Origin of the sequence: Halorubellus sp. JP-L1 (assembly GCF_011440375.1) — an archaeon.
Classification (GTDB): Archaea; Halobacteriota; Halobacteria; order Halobacteriales; family Natrialbaceae; genus Halorubellus.
Genome location: NZ_JAAOIR010000002.1, coordinates 950,232 through 966,551 on the forward strand (window position 1 = coordinate 950,232; position 16,320 = coordinate 966,551).

At 69.6% G+C, this 16,320-nt stretch carries 17 protein-coding genes; 8 read left to right on the plus strand and 9 right to left on the minus strand.

What is annotated here, in order from left to right; translation table 11 throughout:
• Nucleotides 1–720, minus strand: a complete 720-nt coding sequence (locus tag G9C85_RS13320; protein ID WP_166040718.1) for a DUF2103 domain-containing protein — start codon at nt 718–720, stop codon at nt 1–3.
• Between the two features lie 65 nt (nt 721–785).
• Nucleotides 786–2,090: an HAD family hydrolase gene (locus tag G9C85_RS13325; protein WP_166040720.1), complete on the minus strand. Its 1,305-nt coding sequence runs from the start codon at nt 2,088–2,090 to the stop codon at nt 786–788.
• A gap of 186 nt (nt 2,091–2,276) precedes the next feature.
• Here G9C85_RS13325 and G9C85_RS13330 point away from each other — a divergent pair, with 186 nt between their 5' ends.
• The 3 genes from G9C85_RS13330 (at nt 2,277) to G9C85_RS13340 (ending at nt 4,804) form a co-directional block, all read left to right on the plus strand.
• Complete coding sequence (locus G9C85_RS13330; protein WP_166040722.1) at nt 2,277–3,344, plus strand: glucose 1-dehydrogenase; 1,068 nt, start codon at nt 2,277–2,279, stop codon at nt 3,342–3,344.
• On the plus strand, nt 3,341–3,988 hold the full coding sequence (gene gfcR / locus G9C85_RS13335) for a transcriptional regulator GfcR (RefSeq protein WP_166040724.1): 648 nt from the start codon (nt 3,341–3,343) through the stop codon (nt 3,986–3,988). The genes G9C85_RS13330 and gfcR overlap by 4 nt, the downstream gene beginning before the upstream one ends.
• 231 nt (nt 3,989–4,219) lie before the next feature.
• A complete protein-coding gene (locus G9C85_RS13340; protein ID WP_166040726.1) occupies nt 4,220–4,804 on the plus strand; it encodes a hypothetical protein in 585 nt (194 codons plus the stop codon).
• Nucleotides 4,805–4,882: 78 nt separating this feature from the next.
• On the opposite strand, the gene G9C85_RS13345 is transcribed toward G9C85_RS13340, so the two are convergent.
• From G9C85_RS13345 to G9C85_RS13355, 3 genes are all read right to left on the minus strand, one after another.
• On the minus strand, nt 4,883–6,235 hold the full coding sequence (locus tag G9C85_RS13345; RefSeq protein WP_166040728.1) for a hypothetical protein: 1,353 nt from the start codon (nt 6,233–6,235) through the stop codon (nt 4,883–4,885).
• Between the two features lie 209 nt (nt 6,236–6,444).
• A complete protein-coding gene (locus G9C85_RS13350) occupies nt 6,445–6,819 on the minus strand; it encodes a hypothetical protein (RefSeq protein ID WP_166040730.1) in 375 nt (124 codons plus the stop codon).
• A gap of 93 nt (nt 6,820–6,912) precedes the next feature.
• Complete coding sequence (locus G9C85_RS13355; protein ID WP_166040732.1) at nt 6,913–7,269, minus strand: hypothetical protein; 357 nt, start codon at nt 7,267–7,269, stop codon at nt 6,913–6,915.
• A gap of 123 nt (nt 7,270–7,392) precedes the next feature.
• On the opposite strand from G9C85_RS13355, the gene G9C85_RS13360 reads away from it, so the two are divergent.
• The 3 genes from G9C85_RS13360 to G9C85_RS13370 all read left to right on the plus strand — a co-directional run bounded on the left by G9C85_RS13360 (nt 7,393) and on the right by G9C85_RS13370 (nt 9,350).
• Nucleotides 7,393–8,223, plus strand: a complete 831-nt coding sequence (locus tag G9C85_RS13360; RefSeq protein WP_166040734.1) for an aldo/keto reductase — start codon at nt 7,393–7,395, stop codon at nt 8,221–8,223.
• A 104-nt stretch (nt 8,224–8,327) separates the two neighbouring features.
• The gene (locus tag G9C85_RS13365) at nt 8,328–9,047 is read left to right on the plus strand and encodes a hypothetical protein (RefSeq protein WP_166040736.1); all 720 of its coding nucleotides are present in this window, start codon (nt 8,328–8,330) and stop codon (nt 9,045–9,047) included.
• Nucleotides 9,048–9,155: 108 nt separating this feature from the next.
• Nucleotides 9,156–9,350, plus strand: coding sequence for a hypothetical protein (locus G9C85_RS13370; protein WP_166040737.1), 195 nt, complete (start codon nt 9,156–9,158; stop codon nt 9,348–9,350).
• A gap of 98 nt (nt 9,351–9,448) precedes the next feature.
• On the opposite strand, the gene G9C85_RS13375 is transcribed toward G9C85_RS13370, so the two are convergent.
• Nucleotides 9,449–10,417, minus strand: a complete 969-nt coding sequence (locus G9C85_RS13375; RefSeq protein WP_166040739.1) for a phosphoadenosine phosphosulfate reductase family protein — start codon at nt 10,415–10,417, stop codon at nt 9,449–9,451.
• A gap of 308 nt (nt 10,418–10,725) precedes the next feature.
• On the opposite strand from G9C85_RS13375, the gene G9C85_RS13380 reads away from it, so the two are divergent.
• A complete protein-coding gene (locus G9C85_RS13380; protein WP_166040741.1) occupies nt 10,726–11,478 on the plus strand; it encodes a DUF6517 family protein in 753 nt (250 codons plus the stop codon).
• On the opposite strand, the gene folP is transcribed toward G9C85_RS13380, so the two are convergent.
• Nucleotides 11,475–14,033, minus strand: coding sequence for a dihydropteroate synthase (gene folP / locus G9C85_RS13385; protein WP_166040743.1), 2,559 nt, complete (start codon nt 14,031–14,033; stop codon nt 11,475–11,477). The two genes, G9C85_RS13380 and folP, sit on opposite strands and share 4 nt — an antisense overlap.
• A gap of 108 nt (nt 14,034–14,141) precedes the next feature.
• Between folP and G9C85_RS13390 the strand changes: the two genes are divergently transcribed.
• Nucleotides 14,142–14,603 (plus strand): hypothetical protein, encoded by a 462-nt coding sequence (locus G9C85_RS13390; protein ID WP_166040745.1) that lies wholly within the window; start codon nt 14,142–14,144, stop codon nt 14,601–14,603.
• 13 nt (nt 14,604–14,616) lie between these two features.
• Here G9C85_RS13390 and G9C85_RS13395 read toward each other — a convergent pair whose 3' ends face one another.
• Together G9C85_RS13395 and G9C85_RS13400 are read right to left on the minus strand one after the other, a co-directional pair.
• Nucleotides 14,617–15,486, minus strand: a complete 870-nt coding sequence (locus tag G9C85_RS13395; RefSeq protein ID WP_166040747.1) for a hypothetical protein — start codon at nt 15,484–15,486, stop codon at nt 14,617–14,619.
• Nucleotides 15,487–15,547: 61 nt separating this feature from the next.
• The gene (locus tag G9C85_RS13400; protein WP_166040750.1) at nt 15,548–16,243 is read right to left on the minus strand and encodes an SHOCT domain-containing protein; all 696 of its coding nucleotides are present in this window, start codon (nt 16,241–16,243) and stop codon (nt 15,548–15,550) included.
• Nucleotides 16,244–16,320 lie beyond the last annotated feature (77 nt).

Consider the following 16,320-nt stretch of genomic DNA (forward strand, 5'->3'; position numbering starts at 1 on the left):
CTACCGGAGTCCCTCATCGTCGAGTGCCGCGTTCAAGTCCTCGCGGACGCGTTCGCCCGTGTCGCGGTCGCCCGCCGTCGTCACGATGCGGTTCTCCTGCACGCTGGAGCCGTCCCGCACAAGCAAGCGGACGTTCCCGTTCGCGTCCGCGCGAGTCACCTTCGCCGTGATACTCGCTTGCGACCCGCGGCCGCTCGCGTCGATTGGACCCGGGATGACCTTCTTGACGTGTGGGTACGCCGCGACCGTCTGGATGGCGGCCATCCCCGTCCGACCGCCGACGAGCGTCGAGTGCGACCCGCCGATCTTCTCCAGCGGCGCCGCGTCCACGGTCTCTAGTGCGCTCTCGCCGCGACTCCCGATCGCCGCCTGCACGGGGTCGTCGCCGTCGACGCGGAAGAACTCGAAGTGACTTTGCGAGCGAACGGATTGGATGACCGACCGGTCGCCGGCCGCGTACACCGCTTCCGGGCGCTTGCGCTGGATCTCGTCCGCGACCCGGCCAGCGAAGTTCCGGAGTTCCACTACCGCGGTCTCCTCGCCGTCCTCCGGCGTCGTCGTCACCGTCGTCTCCCCCACTATCTCCTCTTCGTCGAGCACGACCACAGTCGCGCGGTCTCGCTCCGCGTCCAGCACCACGCCGTCGGCGTTCGCGGTGCGGCACTCGAGACAGAAGTCTCCCGGCTTCTCGAGTTCCATCCCGCACCGCGTGCAGCGCATGCCCCCGAATTAGGGGGTAGGACTGAAAAGGAGTGCGTTCCCGTCGGTCCCCGGAACGCGGCCGGTCAGTCCTCGAGCCGGGCGAGCAGCGTCATCGCGTAGATCGTCCGCAGCAACGCCGCGCTCGCGCCCTGGTCGAACACGAGTTCGTCCGTGTCGAGGACGTGCTCGAGGACGTCGCCAGAGGAGTGCTCCGGTGCGGCCGCGATGCCCGCGTCGTTCTCCGCGGCCCACTGCATCACGCGCAGGTCGCTCTTCGAGTCGCCCATGACGAGCGCGAACGGGTCCGCGACGCCGAGGACGTCGAGCGCGGCCTCGACGCCGACGACCTTGTTCAGTTCCAGGCTCCCGATCTCGGCGGCGTCGGCCTCGTAGTACGCCACGTCGACGCGCTCGAACACGCCCACGACGTCGTCGGGGATCTCGTCTCGGTCGACGTCGGGGAACCCGCCGACGGCCTCGAGGACGCTCCGGATCTCGGGGTCGGCGTCCGCGTAGAACCGCCGCGACCACGCCGCCGCCGGCGCGAGGTCGTCGGCGTCAGCGGTCCAGTCGTCGAACGATTCGACGTCGTCCGCGGGCGAGGGGTGGCCGTCGACGACGTCGGCGACGGCGTCCCCGAGCAGGTCGAGTTCGTACGCGAGTGCGTCGTCGATGACCGCCCTGGCCTGTTTGCTACCGGTCTCGAAGTTCGGCTTGAGCGTGACGTTGAACTCGTTGCCCTGGAGGTGCGTGCCCGTGCGGAGCTGGTCGGGGGCTTCCGAGAGCACGCGCGAGCGGACGTCGTCGAACACCGCGCGGATGTCGGGGCCGAGGTCCTCGTAGAGCAGTTGCTTGGTGTCCGCGCCGTGCCCGGGCGTGAACACGCCCGTTCCGGCCTCGTAGACGACGGAGAGGTCGCCGGAGTGAACGATCTCGCTCCCGAGCCCTTGCGTGATGAACCCCTTGACGTTCTCGAGGGTCTGGCCGGTGCAGATGACGATCGGGACGCCCTGTTCGTGGAACTCGGTGAGGGCGTGCAGGGTGTCGCGAGGGATCTCGTTGTCCGTACTGCCGGCCGAGCGGAGGGTCTCGTCGACGTCGAGGACGAGGACGTTCGGCGCGCGGTCGTACTTCTGGAGGAGGTCGAGCGCGGTGAACGCCTGGTCGCGGGAGGCCGTCGCCGCGACCTCGGCGAACGTCTCGCCGGCGGGGAAGCGCTCGCGCACCTCGGCCGTCCGGCGGTCGAGTTCGTCGTTCGCGGTCTGCCAGTGGTCGAGCGCGACGCGGGAGTCGACGGCGGGGAAGACGTCGACGAACTCCTGGTAGTCCCGGAGCGTGCCGGTGTCGAACTCGTCGTAGAGCGCGTACAGTTGGTCGTACCGTTCCATACCGGAATCGCGCCCGCCGACGGGTTAAGCGTGGTCCCGACGGGCTACGCGTGTTCCGACGGGCTACGCATGGTCCAGGCGGGTTGACGCCGACTTCGGGGCCGGTTTCGACGGCCCAGGGCCCCGAGACCAGAACTTACTCGGTTGAGAATAAATCTTTTGACGGTGGCCCTCATTGGTCGCGGTATGCACGCAATTGCAGTTCGCCGCGGCGAGGACGACCCGGTCGTCCTCGAGAAACCCCGTCCGGAGCCTGGACCCGGAGAGGCGCTCGTCCGCACGCTCCGGGTCGGCATCGACGGCACCGACCACGAGGTCATCGCGGGCGGCCACGGCCGCTTCCCCGACGGCGACGACCACCTCGTCCTCGGCCACGAGGCCGTCGGCGTCGTCGAGGACCCGAACGGCACCGGCCTCGACGTCGGCGACGTCGTCGCCCCCACCGTCCGCCGGCGCCCCAACGGCAAGAACGAGTACTTCGATCGCGGCGAACCCGACTACGCACCCGACGGCCAGTACCACGAGCGCGGCATCGTCGGCGCGCACGGCTTCATGAGCGAGTACTTCACCAGCCCCGCCGAGTACCTCGTCGAGGTCCCCGACGCGCTCGCCGACCTGGGCTTCCTCGTCGAACCGGCGAGCATCAGCGAGAAGGCGTTCGACCTCGCCTTCGCCTCCCGGTCCGCGTTCGACTGGCAGCCAGAGAGCGCGGCCGTCCTCGGCAACGGCAGCCTCGGCCTCCTCACGCTCGCGATGCTCGACGCCGGCGACCGCTTCGAGCGCCTCTACTGCCTCGGCCGCCGCGACCGCCCCGACCCGACCATCGACCTCGTCGAATCCATCGGTGGCACGTACGTCGATTCGCGCGAGTCCCCCGTCGACGCCTTCCCCGAGGACGTCGAACCCGTCGACTTCGTGTACGAAGCCACCGGGTACGCGAAGCACGCGTTCGAGACGATCGACGCGCTCGCACCGAACGGCGTCGGCGCGCTCCTGGGCGTCCCCGGCGACTGGGAGTTCGAGGTCGACGGCGGCCGCCTCCACCGCGAACTCGTCCTCCACAACAAGGCGCTCGTCGGGAGCGTCAACTCCGGCGTCAGCGACTTCGAGGCCGGCGTCGAGACGCTGCTCGCGCTCGACGATGCGGTCCTCGACCGCCTCGTCACCGGCGTGTACGGACTCGACGAGCTGGACGCGGCGTTCGCCACCGACGACAGCACTATAAAAACGGCCGTCGAATTCGCGGACAGATGAAGAACGTCGACGACCTCATCGAGAGTGCGGCCGAACTCGCCGACCGCGGCCTGAGCAAGGGCGAGATCGCTGACGAACTGAACGTCTCCCGGGAGACGGCGTCCTGGCTCGTCGAACGATCCGGGGCGTCGGCGGCCGACGACGACGCGGCGGGCGCGAGCGCGCCGAACGGCCCGCACGACATCCACGTCGACTGGTCCGCGATCGGCCGGGACTCCTGGCGGCTGTCGACGATGTCCGCCGCGATGGCGGACCTCCTCGAGAAGGAGGGCGAGTCCGTGGACCTCACGATCGGTATCGAGAAGGCCGGCGCGCCGATCGCGACGAGCGTCGCGCGCGAACTCGACACCGACCTCGGGACGTACGCGCCCCGCAAGCACCAGTGGGAGGAGGGCGACCTCGACGAACACGGTGGCTCGTTCTCGCGGAACTTCGCGCAGATCCGGGACCGCCAGTGCTACGTGGTCGACGACATCATCACGAGCGGCACGACGCTCACGGAGACCATCGAGGCCGTCAAGGAGCAGGGCGGTGAGCCGGTCGCGGCGTGCGTTCTCGTCGACAAGCAGGGCCACGACGAGATCGACGGCGTTCCCGTTCACTCGCTCCTGCAGGTGCTTCGCGTCGGGAACGACGGCGCCTGAGTCCCGCGGCCGGGGCGCGTAGGTGGGTGATACCGCCACGAACCGCCGGCAAACTGCTACGAACCGCCGACGAACTCCGTGGGTGCTATTCTCACACGTTCGGCCAGTTCACGGACTAAAACTCGACATTCCGCCGCAGGATCGATGGAACAAACAGCAGGTCATATAAACTCGCCAGTCCTACTATAGCCCAAGCGGCCGGGCCACACGGCGGCGCCGTAAACTCTTACCATGTCAACAGACGAAACAGGTCACGTCTATCGACTTCATTCGACACTCGAACTGCCACTCGAAGACGTCCGGGACTACTTCGACGCGAACCCGGAACTGCCCGCGAACGTCGACGACGTGGACATCACGCGTCGGAACAACACGCTCATCCTGAAAGCCATCGCCGTCGACAAGGTCAGCAAGTACACGCCGACAGCGCAGCTCAAGGCGAGCGTCACCGAGAACCGCGTGTACGAGGAGGATCCCGACGAGATCCGCGACGGACCGACGTGGGGCGACGAGGAGGACGAAGAGGAGGAGATCGAGAGCGAACTCGTCGAGTTCGCGGCGTTCAAGGGCGACCGCGAGACCGTCCTCCAGAACTCGCTGCTCCAGTACGAGATGTTCCAGGTGCTCCGCGAGATCGCGAAGCTCGCCGAGAAGGGGACGCTCACGGCGATCACGAGCCATGACGGCGAACTCATGGCTCACCGCATCGTCGACGGCGAGGAACGCCCGGCGAGCATCGAGGTCGTCGAAGGCCCCGGCGAGGACGGGAACGGGAAGAGCGGCGTCAACTGGCGCGACAACAAGTTCATCAGCTGAACGGCCGACTCGAGCGGGTGCACTGGCGCGACCTGCGATTCTCCTGTATTTCGCGCGCTCGACGAGCGATTGCTCGCGTCAGGCGACGTAGTCGTAGAAGGTGCCGACGACGCGGTCGGCGCCGCGGACCATGGCGTCGGGGTCGTGGTACCGCCACTCGCCGCCGCCGTAGACGGCGAGGAACGGCTGGGAGGGATAGCGGCCGACGGGGACGTGCAGCGACGGTTCGATCGGGACCCACTCGTCGTCGCCGATGGTGACGGCTTCGTACGCGTAGGGGAGGTCGGGGACGTCCCGGGGGTGGACGCCGAGGAGGACGTGGCCGGACTGGAAGAGCAGTGCGGTCTCGCAGTCGAATCCAGCGGTGAGGAGGCCGCCGAGCAGGTACGTGCGGTCCTTGCAGTCGCCGACGCCGGCGACGAGCGTCTCCTCGACGGTTCGATGGTAGTCGTACGCGTCGGTCGTCCGGGCGTCGTGTGCGTACGTGATCCCCTGGACGAAGTTCACGACCGCCTCGAACCGACGCCCCGGCGAGAGCGACGCCAGGCCGACGTCGTGAGCGTCGTCGAGGTCGTGGCCACCGTCGGTGTCGTGAGCGTCGTCGAGGTCGTGAGCGTCGTCGAGGCCGTGGCCGCCGTCGGTGTCCTCGCCCGCGTCCGGGCGCGATTCGTCGGTTCCGGTCGTCGGGCTGGCGGTGGCGTCGAGGTGCGCGAGCAGGTCGGCGGCGATGGGGCTCGACAGCGACTCCTCGTAGGTCTTCACGTAGCCGCGGTCGGCGTCGACGGCCGCCTCGTGCGTCGACCGCCGAACGCGGTAGTCGACCGTCCACGTGTCGCCGTCGAGCCCCCGCCAGCGGTACGACAGCGCGTAGTCGTTCCCGTCGCGACGCCGGTCGAACCCGTCGTCGTCGAACGGCTGCCCTGGCGCGGCGACCCGCGGCGCGCGCTCGACGCGTCCGTCGGTAAGCCGCACGTACGGCGCGGACTCGCAGAGGTACGCGCGGCGTTCTCCGTCCGGGCCGGGTCGCGCGTACACCTCGTAGAACCACGGGTCGCGCTCGCCTTCGGTTCCGTCGAACGGCACGTCGACGTCGAGATCGATCCCGCCCGCGTCCGGGTCGACGCCCGTGGTGTCGCGGACGACGTCGCTCCGAGCGCGCCCCAGCACCGACCCCTCCGGGTACGTGCGTCTGACGACCACGACCCGGAACGGATCGCGGGACGCCGTCGCGGCCACCGACAGGGAGACGCTGGCCCCGTCGACGCTCGCGACCTGCGCGGACACGTCCGGGTCGCGAGTGACCGTGGACGCACGCGGCGGTGCCGGCGCGCGCCACAGGCCGAGGTGTCGCCGAGCGGCGCGGAGCGTGCGATCCCCGAGGAAACCGCCGCCTACTGCGACGCCCGACGCCAGGAACTGGCGTCGATTCACAGCCAGCACCGGGACGTACGGTAAGGTATGCTTTCCGCCCCAGTAGATGAGTTTTGGTTACCAGTTGCCGGAGAAGAACCGACCAGTTCCCGGGTCGACCTCGAGTGACGGCGCGATCGGTCACGACCCCGGTCGGTGGCGAGGTGAGCGACGACCCGCAGCGGGTCGGTCGCGACCGTACCCTCCGCCGTCCCCCGGTAATCGAGTCTTTACGCCCCGGGGACGCCGTACGCGTCGATGCCGGGGACGCCGAGCGGGCCGAGGACGGCGAGTGCGACGAGCGCGGCGACCCACGCGAACACGCCGATGAGGGCGGCACGGAGCCATCCGGCGTCGTAGCGGTACTTGACGACGCCGACCCAGACGACGAGCGCGAGGAGGCTCGCGAGCGACCCGACGTTCACGTCGGCCCACGCGAGCGCGACCTCGACGCCCGTCCACGCGAGCGCGCCGAGGAGCGCCGTGACGACGGCGTGCGTGTAGTCCCGACCCTTGAGCGCGACCAGTGCGCCGGCGTAGATCGCGGCGCCACCGACGAGGAGCGATACGACGAACACGACGACGCCCGAGAGCGTTGTTGCCATGCAGGACCCGTCACCGGGGGGCCTCATGAAAGTAGGGTCGCAATACCTCGGTGCCGCCCCGCCGTCGGCCGCTGGGCGAGTTGCTCGAGTGACTCAGACCTCGCGCTCGAACGTGGCGTCGGCCGATGTCCGGCCGTCGTTCCAGGACAGCACGGTCGCGGCGACGACGTCCCCGACCTGAACGTCTCCCGGGACGTCCTCGACGAACAGCACGAATCCCTCGACCTTCCCGACCGCGATCGACTCCCCGGAGTGATGGGTCGTGAACTCGTGCACGCCGAACTCGTAGGTCTCCCCGAGCGCGACCGGCGGGTCGCGATCCTGGGCGTCGGCATGCGCGCGCGCCGACTTCCTCGACTCCGCGTTCCGTCCCTTCCGCAGCACCGCGAGCGCGAACATCGACCCGACGACGGCGATCGCGGCCGCTGCGACGACGTAGACGTACTCCATGCCCCGGTGAACGAACGCGAGCGTGTTATATACCACCGACTCGCGGTCGGGGTCCCCGTTCGACGTTCTCGAGACGTGACCACCATCCCAACCGCTTTCAACGAAAAGCGACTGGTGTCGAGTATGACGACACCAGCGCGAACGGCGAGCGACGTCCCGCACGCCGACGGCATGCCCATGCTCGGCATCGGTACCTGGCAGAACGAGGATCCCGAGGAGTGCGCGGACTCCGTTCGGACAGCCCTGGAGATGGGGTACCGGCACGTAGACACCGCGCAGGCGTACGGGAACGAGGCCGCCGTCGGCGACGGCATCGCGGCTGCCGACGTCGACCGCGAGGACGTCTTCCTCGCGACGAAGGTCTGGATCGACAACCTCGCGCACGACGACGTCCTCGCGTCGACCGAGGCGAGCCTCGACCGCCTCGGCGTCGACTACGTCGACCTCCTGTACGTCCACTGGCCGGCGCGGACGTACGACCCAGCGCAGACCCTCGGTGCGTTCGACGAACTCGCCGAAGACGGAACGATCGAGCGCGTCGGCGTGTCGAACTTCGAACCGGAGAACCTCGAGACCGCACGCGAGGTGCTCGACGCGGACGTGTTCGCGAACCAGGTCGAGTGCCATCCGTTCCTCCAGCAGGACGAGCTCCGGGCGGCCTGCGACGAGCACGACGTCGAGGTGGTCGCGTACTCGCCGCTCGCGCGTGGGTCGGTGTTCGACGAACCCGTCGTCTCGGAGATCGCCCAGAAGCACGACGTGAGCGAGGCGCAGGTGAGTCTCGCGTGGCTCCGCGAGCAGGACGTCACCGCGATTCCGAAGGCGACCGGGCACGCGCACATCGAGGACAACTGGCTGAGTCTCGGCGTCGACCTCGACGACGGCGACCTCGAACGCATCGCGCGCCTGGACCGCGACGCGCGCGAGGTCGACCCCGGGTTCGCGCCCTGGTAGGCGAGCGCTCCGACAGATCACGTCCCGGTGGCGGCTCCGTCGACTTCGCTGACCGTCCGTCGCTAGCCGAAAGCATTCAAACGGTGGCCGGCGTGCGATAGCGTATGACCGGAGTCGTCGAGGGTGCTCGCGTGGACTTGCGCCGCCTGCACGAGTCGTGGATGGAACTGTTCTTCCCGCGCCAGCGCAGCGAGAACGCGTCCGTGCTCGGGAAGTGGAAGCCGGAGACGACCAGCGGCATGGTCGCGTACCGCGCGTGGTCGGTGTTCGGCGCGCTCGCCGTCGCCCTCGCGTACCCCTTCGCGCTCTTCGGTGTGATGGCGCGCCACGGCGTTCGCGCCGTGGACTCGACGACGACACGCCTCGGACTCCTCGGCACGCTGTTCGTCGCAGTCCTCGTCTGGGGCGCGCTCACCGTCGGCGCGTACTTCAGGTTCACGTTCAGCGGCTTCCTGGCGGTCCTCGTCGCGGCCGTCGTCGCGACGACCTGTGCCGGCCTCGCGTACGTCTTCTCGAAGGTCGGCGGCCGCATCACCACCATCGTGCTCGCGTACCCTGCAGCGATGACGGCGGTGTTCCTCCCGCCGGTCGTCGCGGCGTTCTACTCGCCGACGCTCGGCGACGTCGTCTTCGGTGGGAGCGAGAGCATCGCCATCTGGTTCCTCGACAACGTCCTCGCGCTCGGCGGCATCAACGACTACCTCCGCAGCCAGTACGACCTCACCGGCGTCGCGTACGTCCTGATGTGGCTCGGCATCTCCGTCCCGCTCGGCTGGTTCCTCGGCGTCCTCGTCGCGCTCGCGAACACCGTTCGACCCGAGTAGCTAGCGCCCTTCGACCCGAGTAGCTAGCGCCCGCGCCCGCCGCCAACGGCTCCGGGTCTCCGGTTCCGGGACCGACATCTTCTACTCGCCGCGCTCGAACGCGAACGCATGGAGTTCGACCAGACAACGACGTACGGCGTCTTCGTCGCAGTCGTCGTCGCGTCCGTCGCCGCACTGCTCGTCACAGACACGATGCCCACGCGTATCGTCCTGATGATGGTCGCGCCGTCGGTACTCGTCTTCGGCGCGCTCTGTCTGTTCCTCGGCATCAAGCACGGCGAGTACCGCGCACGCGGCGCCTGAGGCACGCTCGCGCTGCTGGGTTCGCGACGCGACGGCGACGCTGGTACCGGGCGGGAAAACGGAGAAGCGCGTTCTGCGGGGTGCGTGGTCGACTTGAGTTACATGTAGCCGAGGTCGCGCAGGCGCTCCATCAGGTCCTCCTTGTCCTGGGCGCGGCCGGCGCGCTCGGTCGTGTTGTCGAGGTCCTGGAGCCACGCGGGCTCGGCGGCGGACTTGTCCGTCGACACCTCGCTGCCGAGCGAGCGGAAGCCCGCGAAGTACTTCGGGCTGACGGGGACGTCGTCCTGGTCGACGCCCTCGGGGAGGTCGTCGTCGCTCTGGGGCACGTAGCCCTCTTCGGGGTAGTTCTCGACGACGTCCGGGATGACGAAGTGCCAGAACGCGTCCCAGACCGCGGCCTCGTCGAAGTGGAGGATGGGCTGGACGCGGTCGTGGGGCGGGTAGATGTCGGGGTCGTGACGCGGGCTGAAGAACGTCTCGTCCGCACGGGCTTCCTGTTCGTCCCAGCGGACGCCGCTGAGGATGCCGTCGACGTCGTACTCCTCGATGGCGTCGTTGAGCGCCACCGTCTTCAGGAGGTGGTTGCCGACGTACGTGTCGAGCAGGAACGGGAACGAGTCCTCCTCGTACTCTAAGATCTCCCTGACGTGGTGCTGGTTGTGCTCGCTGAGGTCGTCGATGGCGATGTCGTCGCCGGGTTCGAGACCGCGTTCGTCGACGAGCTGGCCGATGTCGTCGTTCTGCGCCCAGATGACCTCGAGGTCCCACTCGTCGGCCCAGTGCTCGGCGAACTCGATGAGTTCGTCGAAGTGCTGGAAGTGGTCGATGAAGACGACCGGGGGAACCTCGAGGTCGAAGCGGTCAGCGACCTCCTTCACGAAGTACAGCGTGAGCGTGGAGTCCTTGCCGCCCGTCCACATCACGACGGGGTTCTCGTACTCCTCGAGGCCCTTCTTCGTGACCTCGATCGCCTTCTCGATCTTGTGTTCGACCGAGGGGTAGTCCTCGGGGTTCTCGCCTTCGCCGTCCGTGTAGTCGACGTCGAGGTAGTCGGGGAAGTCGGCCATCTGTAATGAGATGTAATTACGGCGCCCTTGAAGTGTCTTTTGGACGACTCACGGGCGATATGGTACGGTATAACAAGCCTACGCGCCAGATTCGGCGAATCAGGTACCCCGTTACGAAGCCGCAGTGCGAGTACGTGGGCCGGTGTCGGACGCGAGCCGCGACCGTCTGCGCTCAGCAGTTCGGGTCCACGGCCGTGATCACGTAGCGGCCGGCAAGCAGGTCGTCCCGCGTCAACCGTCCACGGCCGCTCCCAGCGCCGAGCGAGGTAGCCGGAAGGTTGATTGGAGCGCTCCCTCTCGAGACGTGCATGGATTGGACGCGGAGTGTCGGCGTCGTGGCGCTCGTCGTCGTGGTCGCGACCAGCGGCTGCATCGGGTTCGTCACGGGCGAGGAACCGCTCGTGTACGAAGCTAACCAGGTGTCAGTCAGCGACGACGCGAAGCAAGCGACGGGGTACGAGCAACAGCTTCGGGAGGAGGTCGTCGTGAACCAGACGGTGTCCGGGCGGGACGTCAGCGTCCACAACTGGTACGCGCGCTACGAGAAGTACGACGACATCGCCGAGGAGACGACGGGCGTCCTCACGGTGTTCTCGACGCATCGCGTGGACGTGTTCGGGCACACGACGAACCCGTACGCGAACATGTCGTACTCGGGTCTCGTCGCAAACCTCACGTCGGAGCGCGACACCTCGTTCGGGTCGCTGGAGGACGCGACGCTCGTCGAGAACGAGACGGCGACCGTCCTCGGGCAGGACGCGCGCGTCGGCGTGTTCACGACGAACACGACCTTCGGCGGCGAACAGGTCCAGGTCCGACTGTACGTCACGCGCGTCCAGCACGGCGACGACATCGTCGTCGCCATCGGCGGCCACCCGACGAAGCTCCCCGCCGGCGAACAGGAGGTCATGGCGATGCTCGAAGGCATCGAGCACGAGACCGACGAGAACGCGACCGCGAACGAACGGCTCGCGGGCGGTGACGCACCCGCCGCAGTCGCGAGCGGTCCGACCACCGGCGTCGCGAGCGGTCCGACCACCAGCGTCGCGCGCGAAATCTAGTCGTCTTCTTCGTCCCGTCCGTCGAGCGTCTCCGGGTCGCGAGCGGCGCGTGCGGCGTCGACAGCGGCGACGTTCTCGTCGACGTCGTGCACGCGGACGACGTCCGCGCCGCGGTCCGCGGCGAGCGCGGTCCCTGCAACCGTCGCCGACAGTCGCTCGTCGCTCTCGCGGCCGATCGCGGCGAACATCGACTTGTGGGAGTGCCCGACGAGTACCGGACAGTCGAGCGCGGCGAACTCGTCGACGCGATCGAGGAGCTCGAACGACTCCGCGGCGGTCTTCCCGAACCCGAGGCCGGGGTCGACGAGGACGTCCCGGCGGTCGACGCCCGCCTTCTCCGCGAGGAGGACGTGCTCTCTGAGCTGGTCGAGGACGTCGTCCACGACGTCGTCGTACGCGACGGCGTTCTCGGGGTCGACGGGCGTGTCGATCGAGTGCATCACGCAGAGCCCGGCGTCGTGCTCCGCGGCGACGAACCGCATCTCGGGGTCGTCGAGTCCGGACACGTCGTTCACGACGTCCGCGCCCGCGTCGAGGGCCGCGTCCGCGACTGCGGCCTTCCGCGTGTCCACCGAGATGGTCACGTCGAGGCCCGCCTCGCGGATGCCCTCGACGACGGGAACGACGCGGTCGATCTCGTCCGCGACCGACACGGGGTCGGCGCCCGGACGCGTCGACTCCCCGCCGACGTCGACGACGTCCGCGCCGTTCGCGACCATCTCCTCTGCGCGCGAGACGGCGTCGGCGACGTGCTCGTACTCGCCGCCGTCGAAGAACGAGTTCGGCGTGACGTTCAGGATGCCCATCACGGCCGTCCCCGACTCCCACGGCCAGCGGTCGTCGGTCGCGTTCGGGCTCGCAGCAGTCCGTCCGTCTTCGTCGGTCGCGGCGAGATCGAGGGCGTCCCCGACCTCCTCGGCGAACTGGTCGAGGCCGTAGGGCTCGTCCGCGAGAGTCGCGACGAGTTCGTCGAACTGCGCGAGCGTCCCCATGAGCACGACGTCCTTGCGCTCGTCGTTGCCGTCGACGCCGGAGACCGCGCACTGCCCGCCGGCCGCGGCCATCGTCGCCTCGAGTCGGCGCGCCTGCCGGTCCTGGACGCGCGTCGTCAGGACGCGGTGGACGCCCGCGGTCCGGAGCCGATGGACGTCCTGGTCTGCGACGTTCGCCCCCTCGAGGCGCGCGGTCGCGTCCTCGAGGTCGCGGACGGTCCGGGGGACCTCCAGTCGCGTCCAGCGCTCGCGGGCCTCGGCGACCGCGAACAGCGACCCCGTCACGAGCACGCAGTCGCTCGCGTCGGCCGCGTCGAGCGCCGCGTCGACCGCGCTCGCGACCGACGTCCACGACGACGCCGTCTCGGCGTTCGCGCCGAACACGCGCGCGAGCACGTCGGCGTCCTCGCTCCGAGCGAGGTCCGGTTCGCACGCGTAACAGGCGTCGGGCGCCGGAAGCGCTGCCGCCATCCCGCGGTGGTCCTTGTCGTGCATCGCGCCGACGACGAGGTGGAGGTCGTCGTACTCGAACGTCGACAGCGTCGACGCCAGCCCCTCGCACGCGCCTGGATTGTGCGCGCCGTCGAGCACCGCGAGCGGTTCCTGCGAGACGACCTCGAACCGGCCCGGCCAGTGCGCGGACCGCAGCCCTCGCGCGAGCGTCTCGTCGTCCACGCCCGCCACTTGTCGCGCGAGCGTCGCCGCGATCCCCGCGTTCACCGCCTGGTACTCGCCGAGCAGCGGAATCCGCGCGTCGAGCCGCCCCGCGTCGTCCGTCTCGATGCCGACCGCGGCCTCCGCGTGGTTCGTCCGACCGCCGTACGTCACGCGAACGTCCGGCGAGGCGTCGTCGTCGGTCGCGGGATCGTCGTCGGTCGCGGCATCGTCGCCGGTGTTCCCGGCGTCCGCTGCCGAACCGACCGTCAGGACGTCGCCGGCCTGCTCGCGGACCGCCGCGAGCGCCTCCCCGGTCGCGCCCGTCACGACCGGCGCGTCCGTCGGCGCGACGTGGGCCTTGTCCGTCGCGATCTCCGCGATCGTGTCCCCGAGCACGCCCGTGTGCTCGAGGGTCACGCTCGTCACCGCACTCGCCACCGGGTCGACGACGCTCGTCGCGTCGAACTTCCCGCCGATCCCGACCTCCAGCACCGCGACGTCGACGTCGCGCTCTCCGAAGTACCAGAGCGCGAGCGCCGTCATCGCCTCGAAGAACGTCGGCGACTCGCCGTCGGCCGCCCGCTCCCGCACGTGCGAGCGCGACGCCTCGACGAACTCGCAGACCGCCTCCCGAGTGACCTTCCGCCCGTCGACGCGCACGCGCTCGCGGACGTCCTCCAGGTGCGGGGACGTGAACAGCCCGACCGTGCGGTCGGTCTCCCGCAGCACGGACTCCACCATCCGCGCCGTACTCCCCTTCCCGTTCGACCCCGCGACCTGCACGAAATCGACGCCCTCGTGGGGATTCCCGAGCGAGTCGAGGAGGCGCGCGGTCGACGCCGTCCCCGGACTGGGACGGTACCGCCGCAGGTCGAACAGGAAGTTCGCCGCCTCGTGATACTGCATGCCTGAAGGGACCAGACGGCGGCGCTTAGTAATGTCGAAGGCGGGTCGACCAAATCCGCGTTTCACCCAACGCCGGGGTTCTTGATGGACGCGGTCGAACCGTGGTGCGTGCGCAGACGAACCGTCCTCGCCGGAGCGAGCGTCTTCGCGACGAGCGGAAGCGGCTGTCTGAACGGCTTCCCGGGAACCGGGACTGCCGAGTTCACCGCCGCCGACCCGCCCGAGGGGGTCCACGAGCGCGGCGAGTGCTCGACCGAACGGGTCGTCGCCTCGGTGTCGTTCGACGGGCCGCTCGACGCCCCGGGCGACGAGTCCGCCGTCGTCCGCTACCGCGATCTAACTGAGCCCTCGCAGTCGCTGATTCGCTTCGTCCTGGCTCGCGGTGGCGCCGTCGCCTGCGAGAGCCAGGATCCCGCAACGTTCCGGTCGCTACTGGGCGACTTCGGCGACATGACGGACCGCTACCGCGAGACGCACGGTGAAGGGCCGCGGCATCACGAGGTACGCGCGGGGGACGCGTACCACCGCCTGGACCGCCTCCGCGTCCGGGATCAGGTGCTGGACGGCTGAGACGCGGTCCGCGTCACCGAACGTCCGCTTGCACCCAGAACGCGCCGGAGACGTCTTCTCCGGCCTCGGGAACGCGACCGTCGATGGCGTGTGCGCCAGCGTACAGCCACGTATCGTAGTCGGTCTCCTCCCCATCTCTGGTGAGCGGGACGCGGAACCGGTAGCCGTTCGCGTCGAAGAACGGGACGCGCTGGACCTCCCGCACCGTCGTCTGGAACGCGTAGTCGGCGACGCCGCCGCCGTCGACGGGCGCGAATCCCGCCATCTCCCGCGTGGAGAACTCGCCGCCGTCGGCGGTCTCGTACGCCGCCTCGTCCGCGCGCTCGACGGCGTACGCGAGCGCCGCGATCTCGACGCTGGCGTCGCCGAGCGGGACGCCGCCGACCCGCCACGCGCTCGCGCCGTACGTCGCGAACTCCTCCGGGCCGAGCACGACGCTGGCGTCGGCCTCCAGGTCGTTCGCCCACTGCGTCACCTCGGTGACGGTCGTCTCGTGCGCGACGCCGTCCGCGACCGGGAACGCGGTCACGACGTCGCCGTCGCGCCGGAGGACGCGACACCGCAGGGTCCCGGCGCCGTACTCGACGGCGTCCACGCCCGGCACGCGACTCCCCTGGACCGTGCCCTCGTCGAGCGTCCGCGCGACCACCGCGCGCAGTGCTTCGTCGCCGTCGACGGCGGTATCCCAGTGCCGGCCGTGCCCGCCACCGCGACGCCGCGGCCCCGGTTGCGGGTCGACCGCCGCGGCGTCGGCGTCCAGTCCCCACGACGCGTCGTTGTCGCTCCTCGCAGCGCCGTCGCTTCTCGAGGGGGCGTCCCCACCCGTTTTCCCGTCCTCGTCGCCTCGGCCGAGCGCTCGCCGAACGGCGTCGAACAACCCCATGCGACCTCGGACGGGCGTCGTCCAGAAGAAACCTCCGAGCGCTCGACCGCTCGGGAGACGGTCAGGGCCGGTCGCGGTCCGCGGCGACCGGTTGCCGGTTCCCCGCCGCGTCACCGACGGCGGATTCGTCGACCGTGGACGAAGCCTCGGTCGTTGCCGTCGCACGGGTCGCGGCCGATGCCTCGGTCGTTGCCGACGCCTCGCTCGGTGCCGGTGGGTCCTCGTACTCGGATTGGAGCGCTTCCAGTCGCGCCTCGACGGTATCGAAATCGTCGACCCCGTCGAATCCGTCGAACGCGCCGACCTCGTCGGCGAGGAGCGCGGCCATCTCGCGCTCGAACTCGCGCTCGTCGAGGTCGCCGCGTGCGTACCGCTCCTTGAGCGCCTCGCGGCGGTCCGCCGGCGTCGGCGAGAGCGCGTCCGAGAGCCCGACGTCGGAAAGCCCGGGGACGAATCGCTCCGCGAGCGCCGCCCGGGCAGCGAGCCGGTCGCTTCGTGGGGGCTCGGCGACGCGAACCGACCGGACGACGGCCCAGGAAAGCAGCGCCACGGCGAGTGCGGCGAAGCCGACCGACGCCAGCGCGACCGGCGCTGCGACGCCGAACAGCGTCAGGATTCCCACGTCGCCCACGAGCACCCCGGCGAGCGTCGACGCGACCGCGACGGCACCGATCGCGGCGACGCTCACGCCCGCGAGCACGACGACCGCGAACGCGACTGCCAGCCACCGCAATCGACGGTCGGAGAGCAGACTCATACCCACCGCTAGCGCGGGGGGAGTCAAAAGCGTGCGCCGTTCACGAGAAGACACTTGTCGACCGGATGCGTACCAGC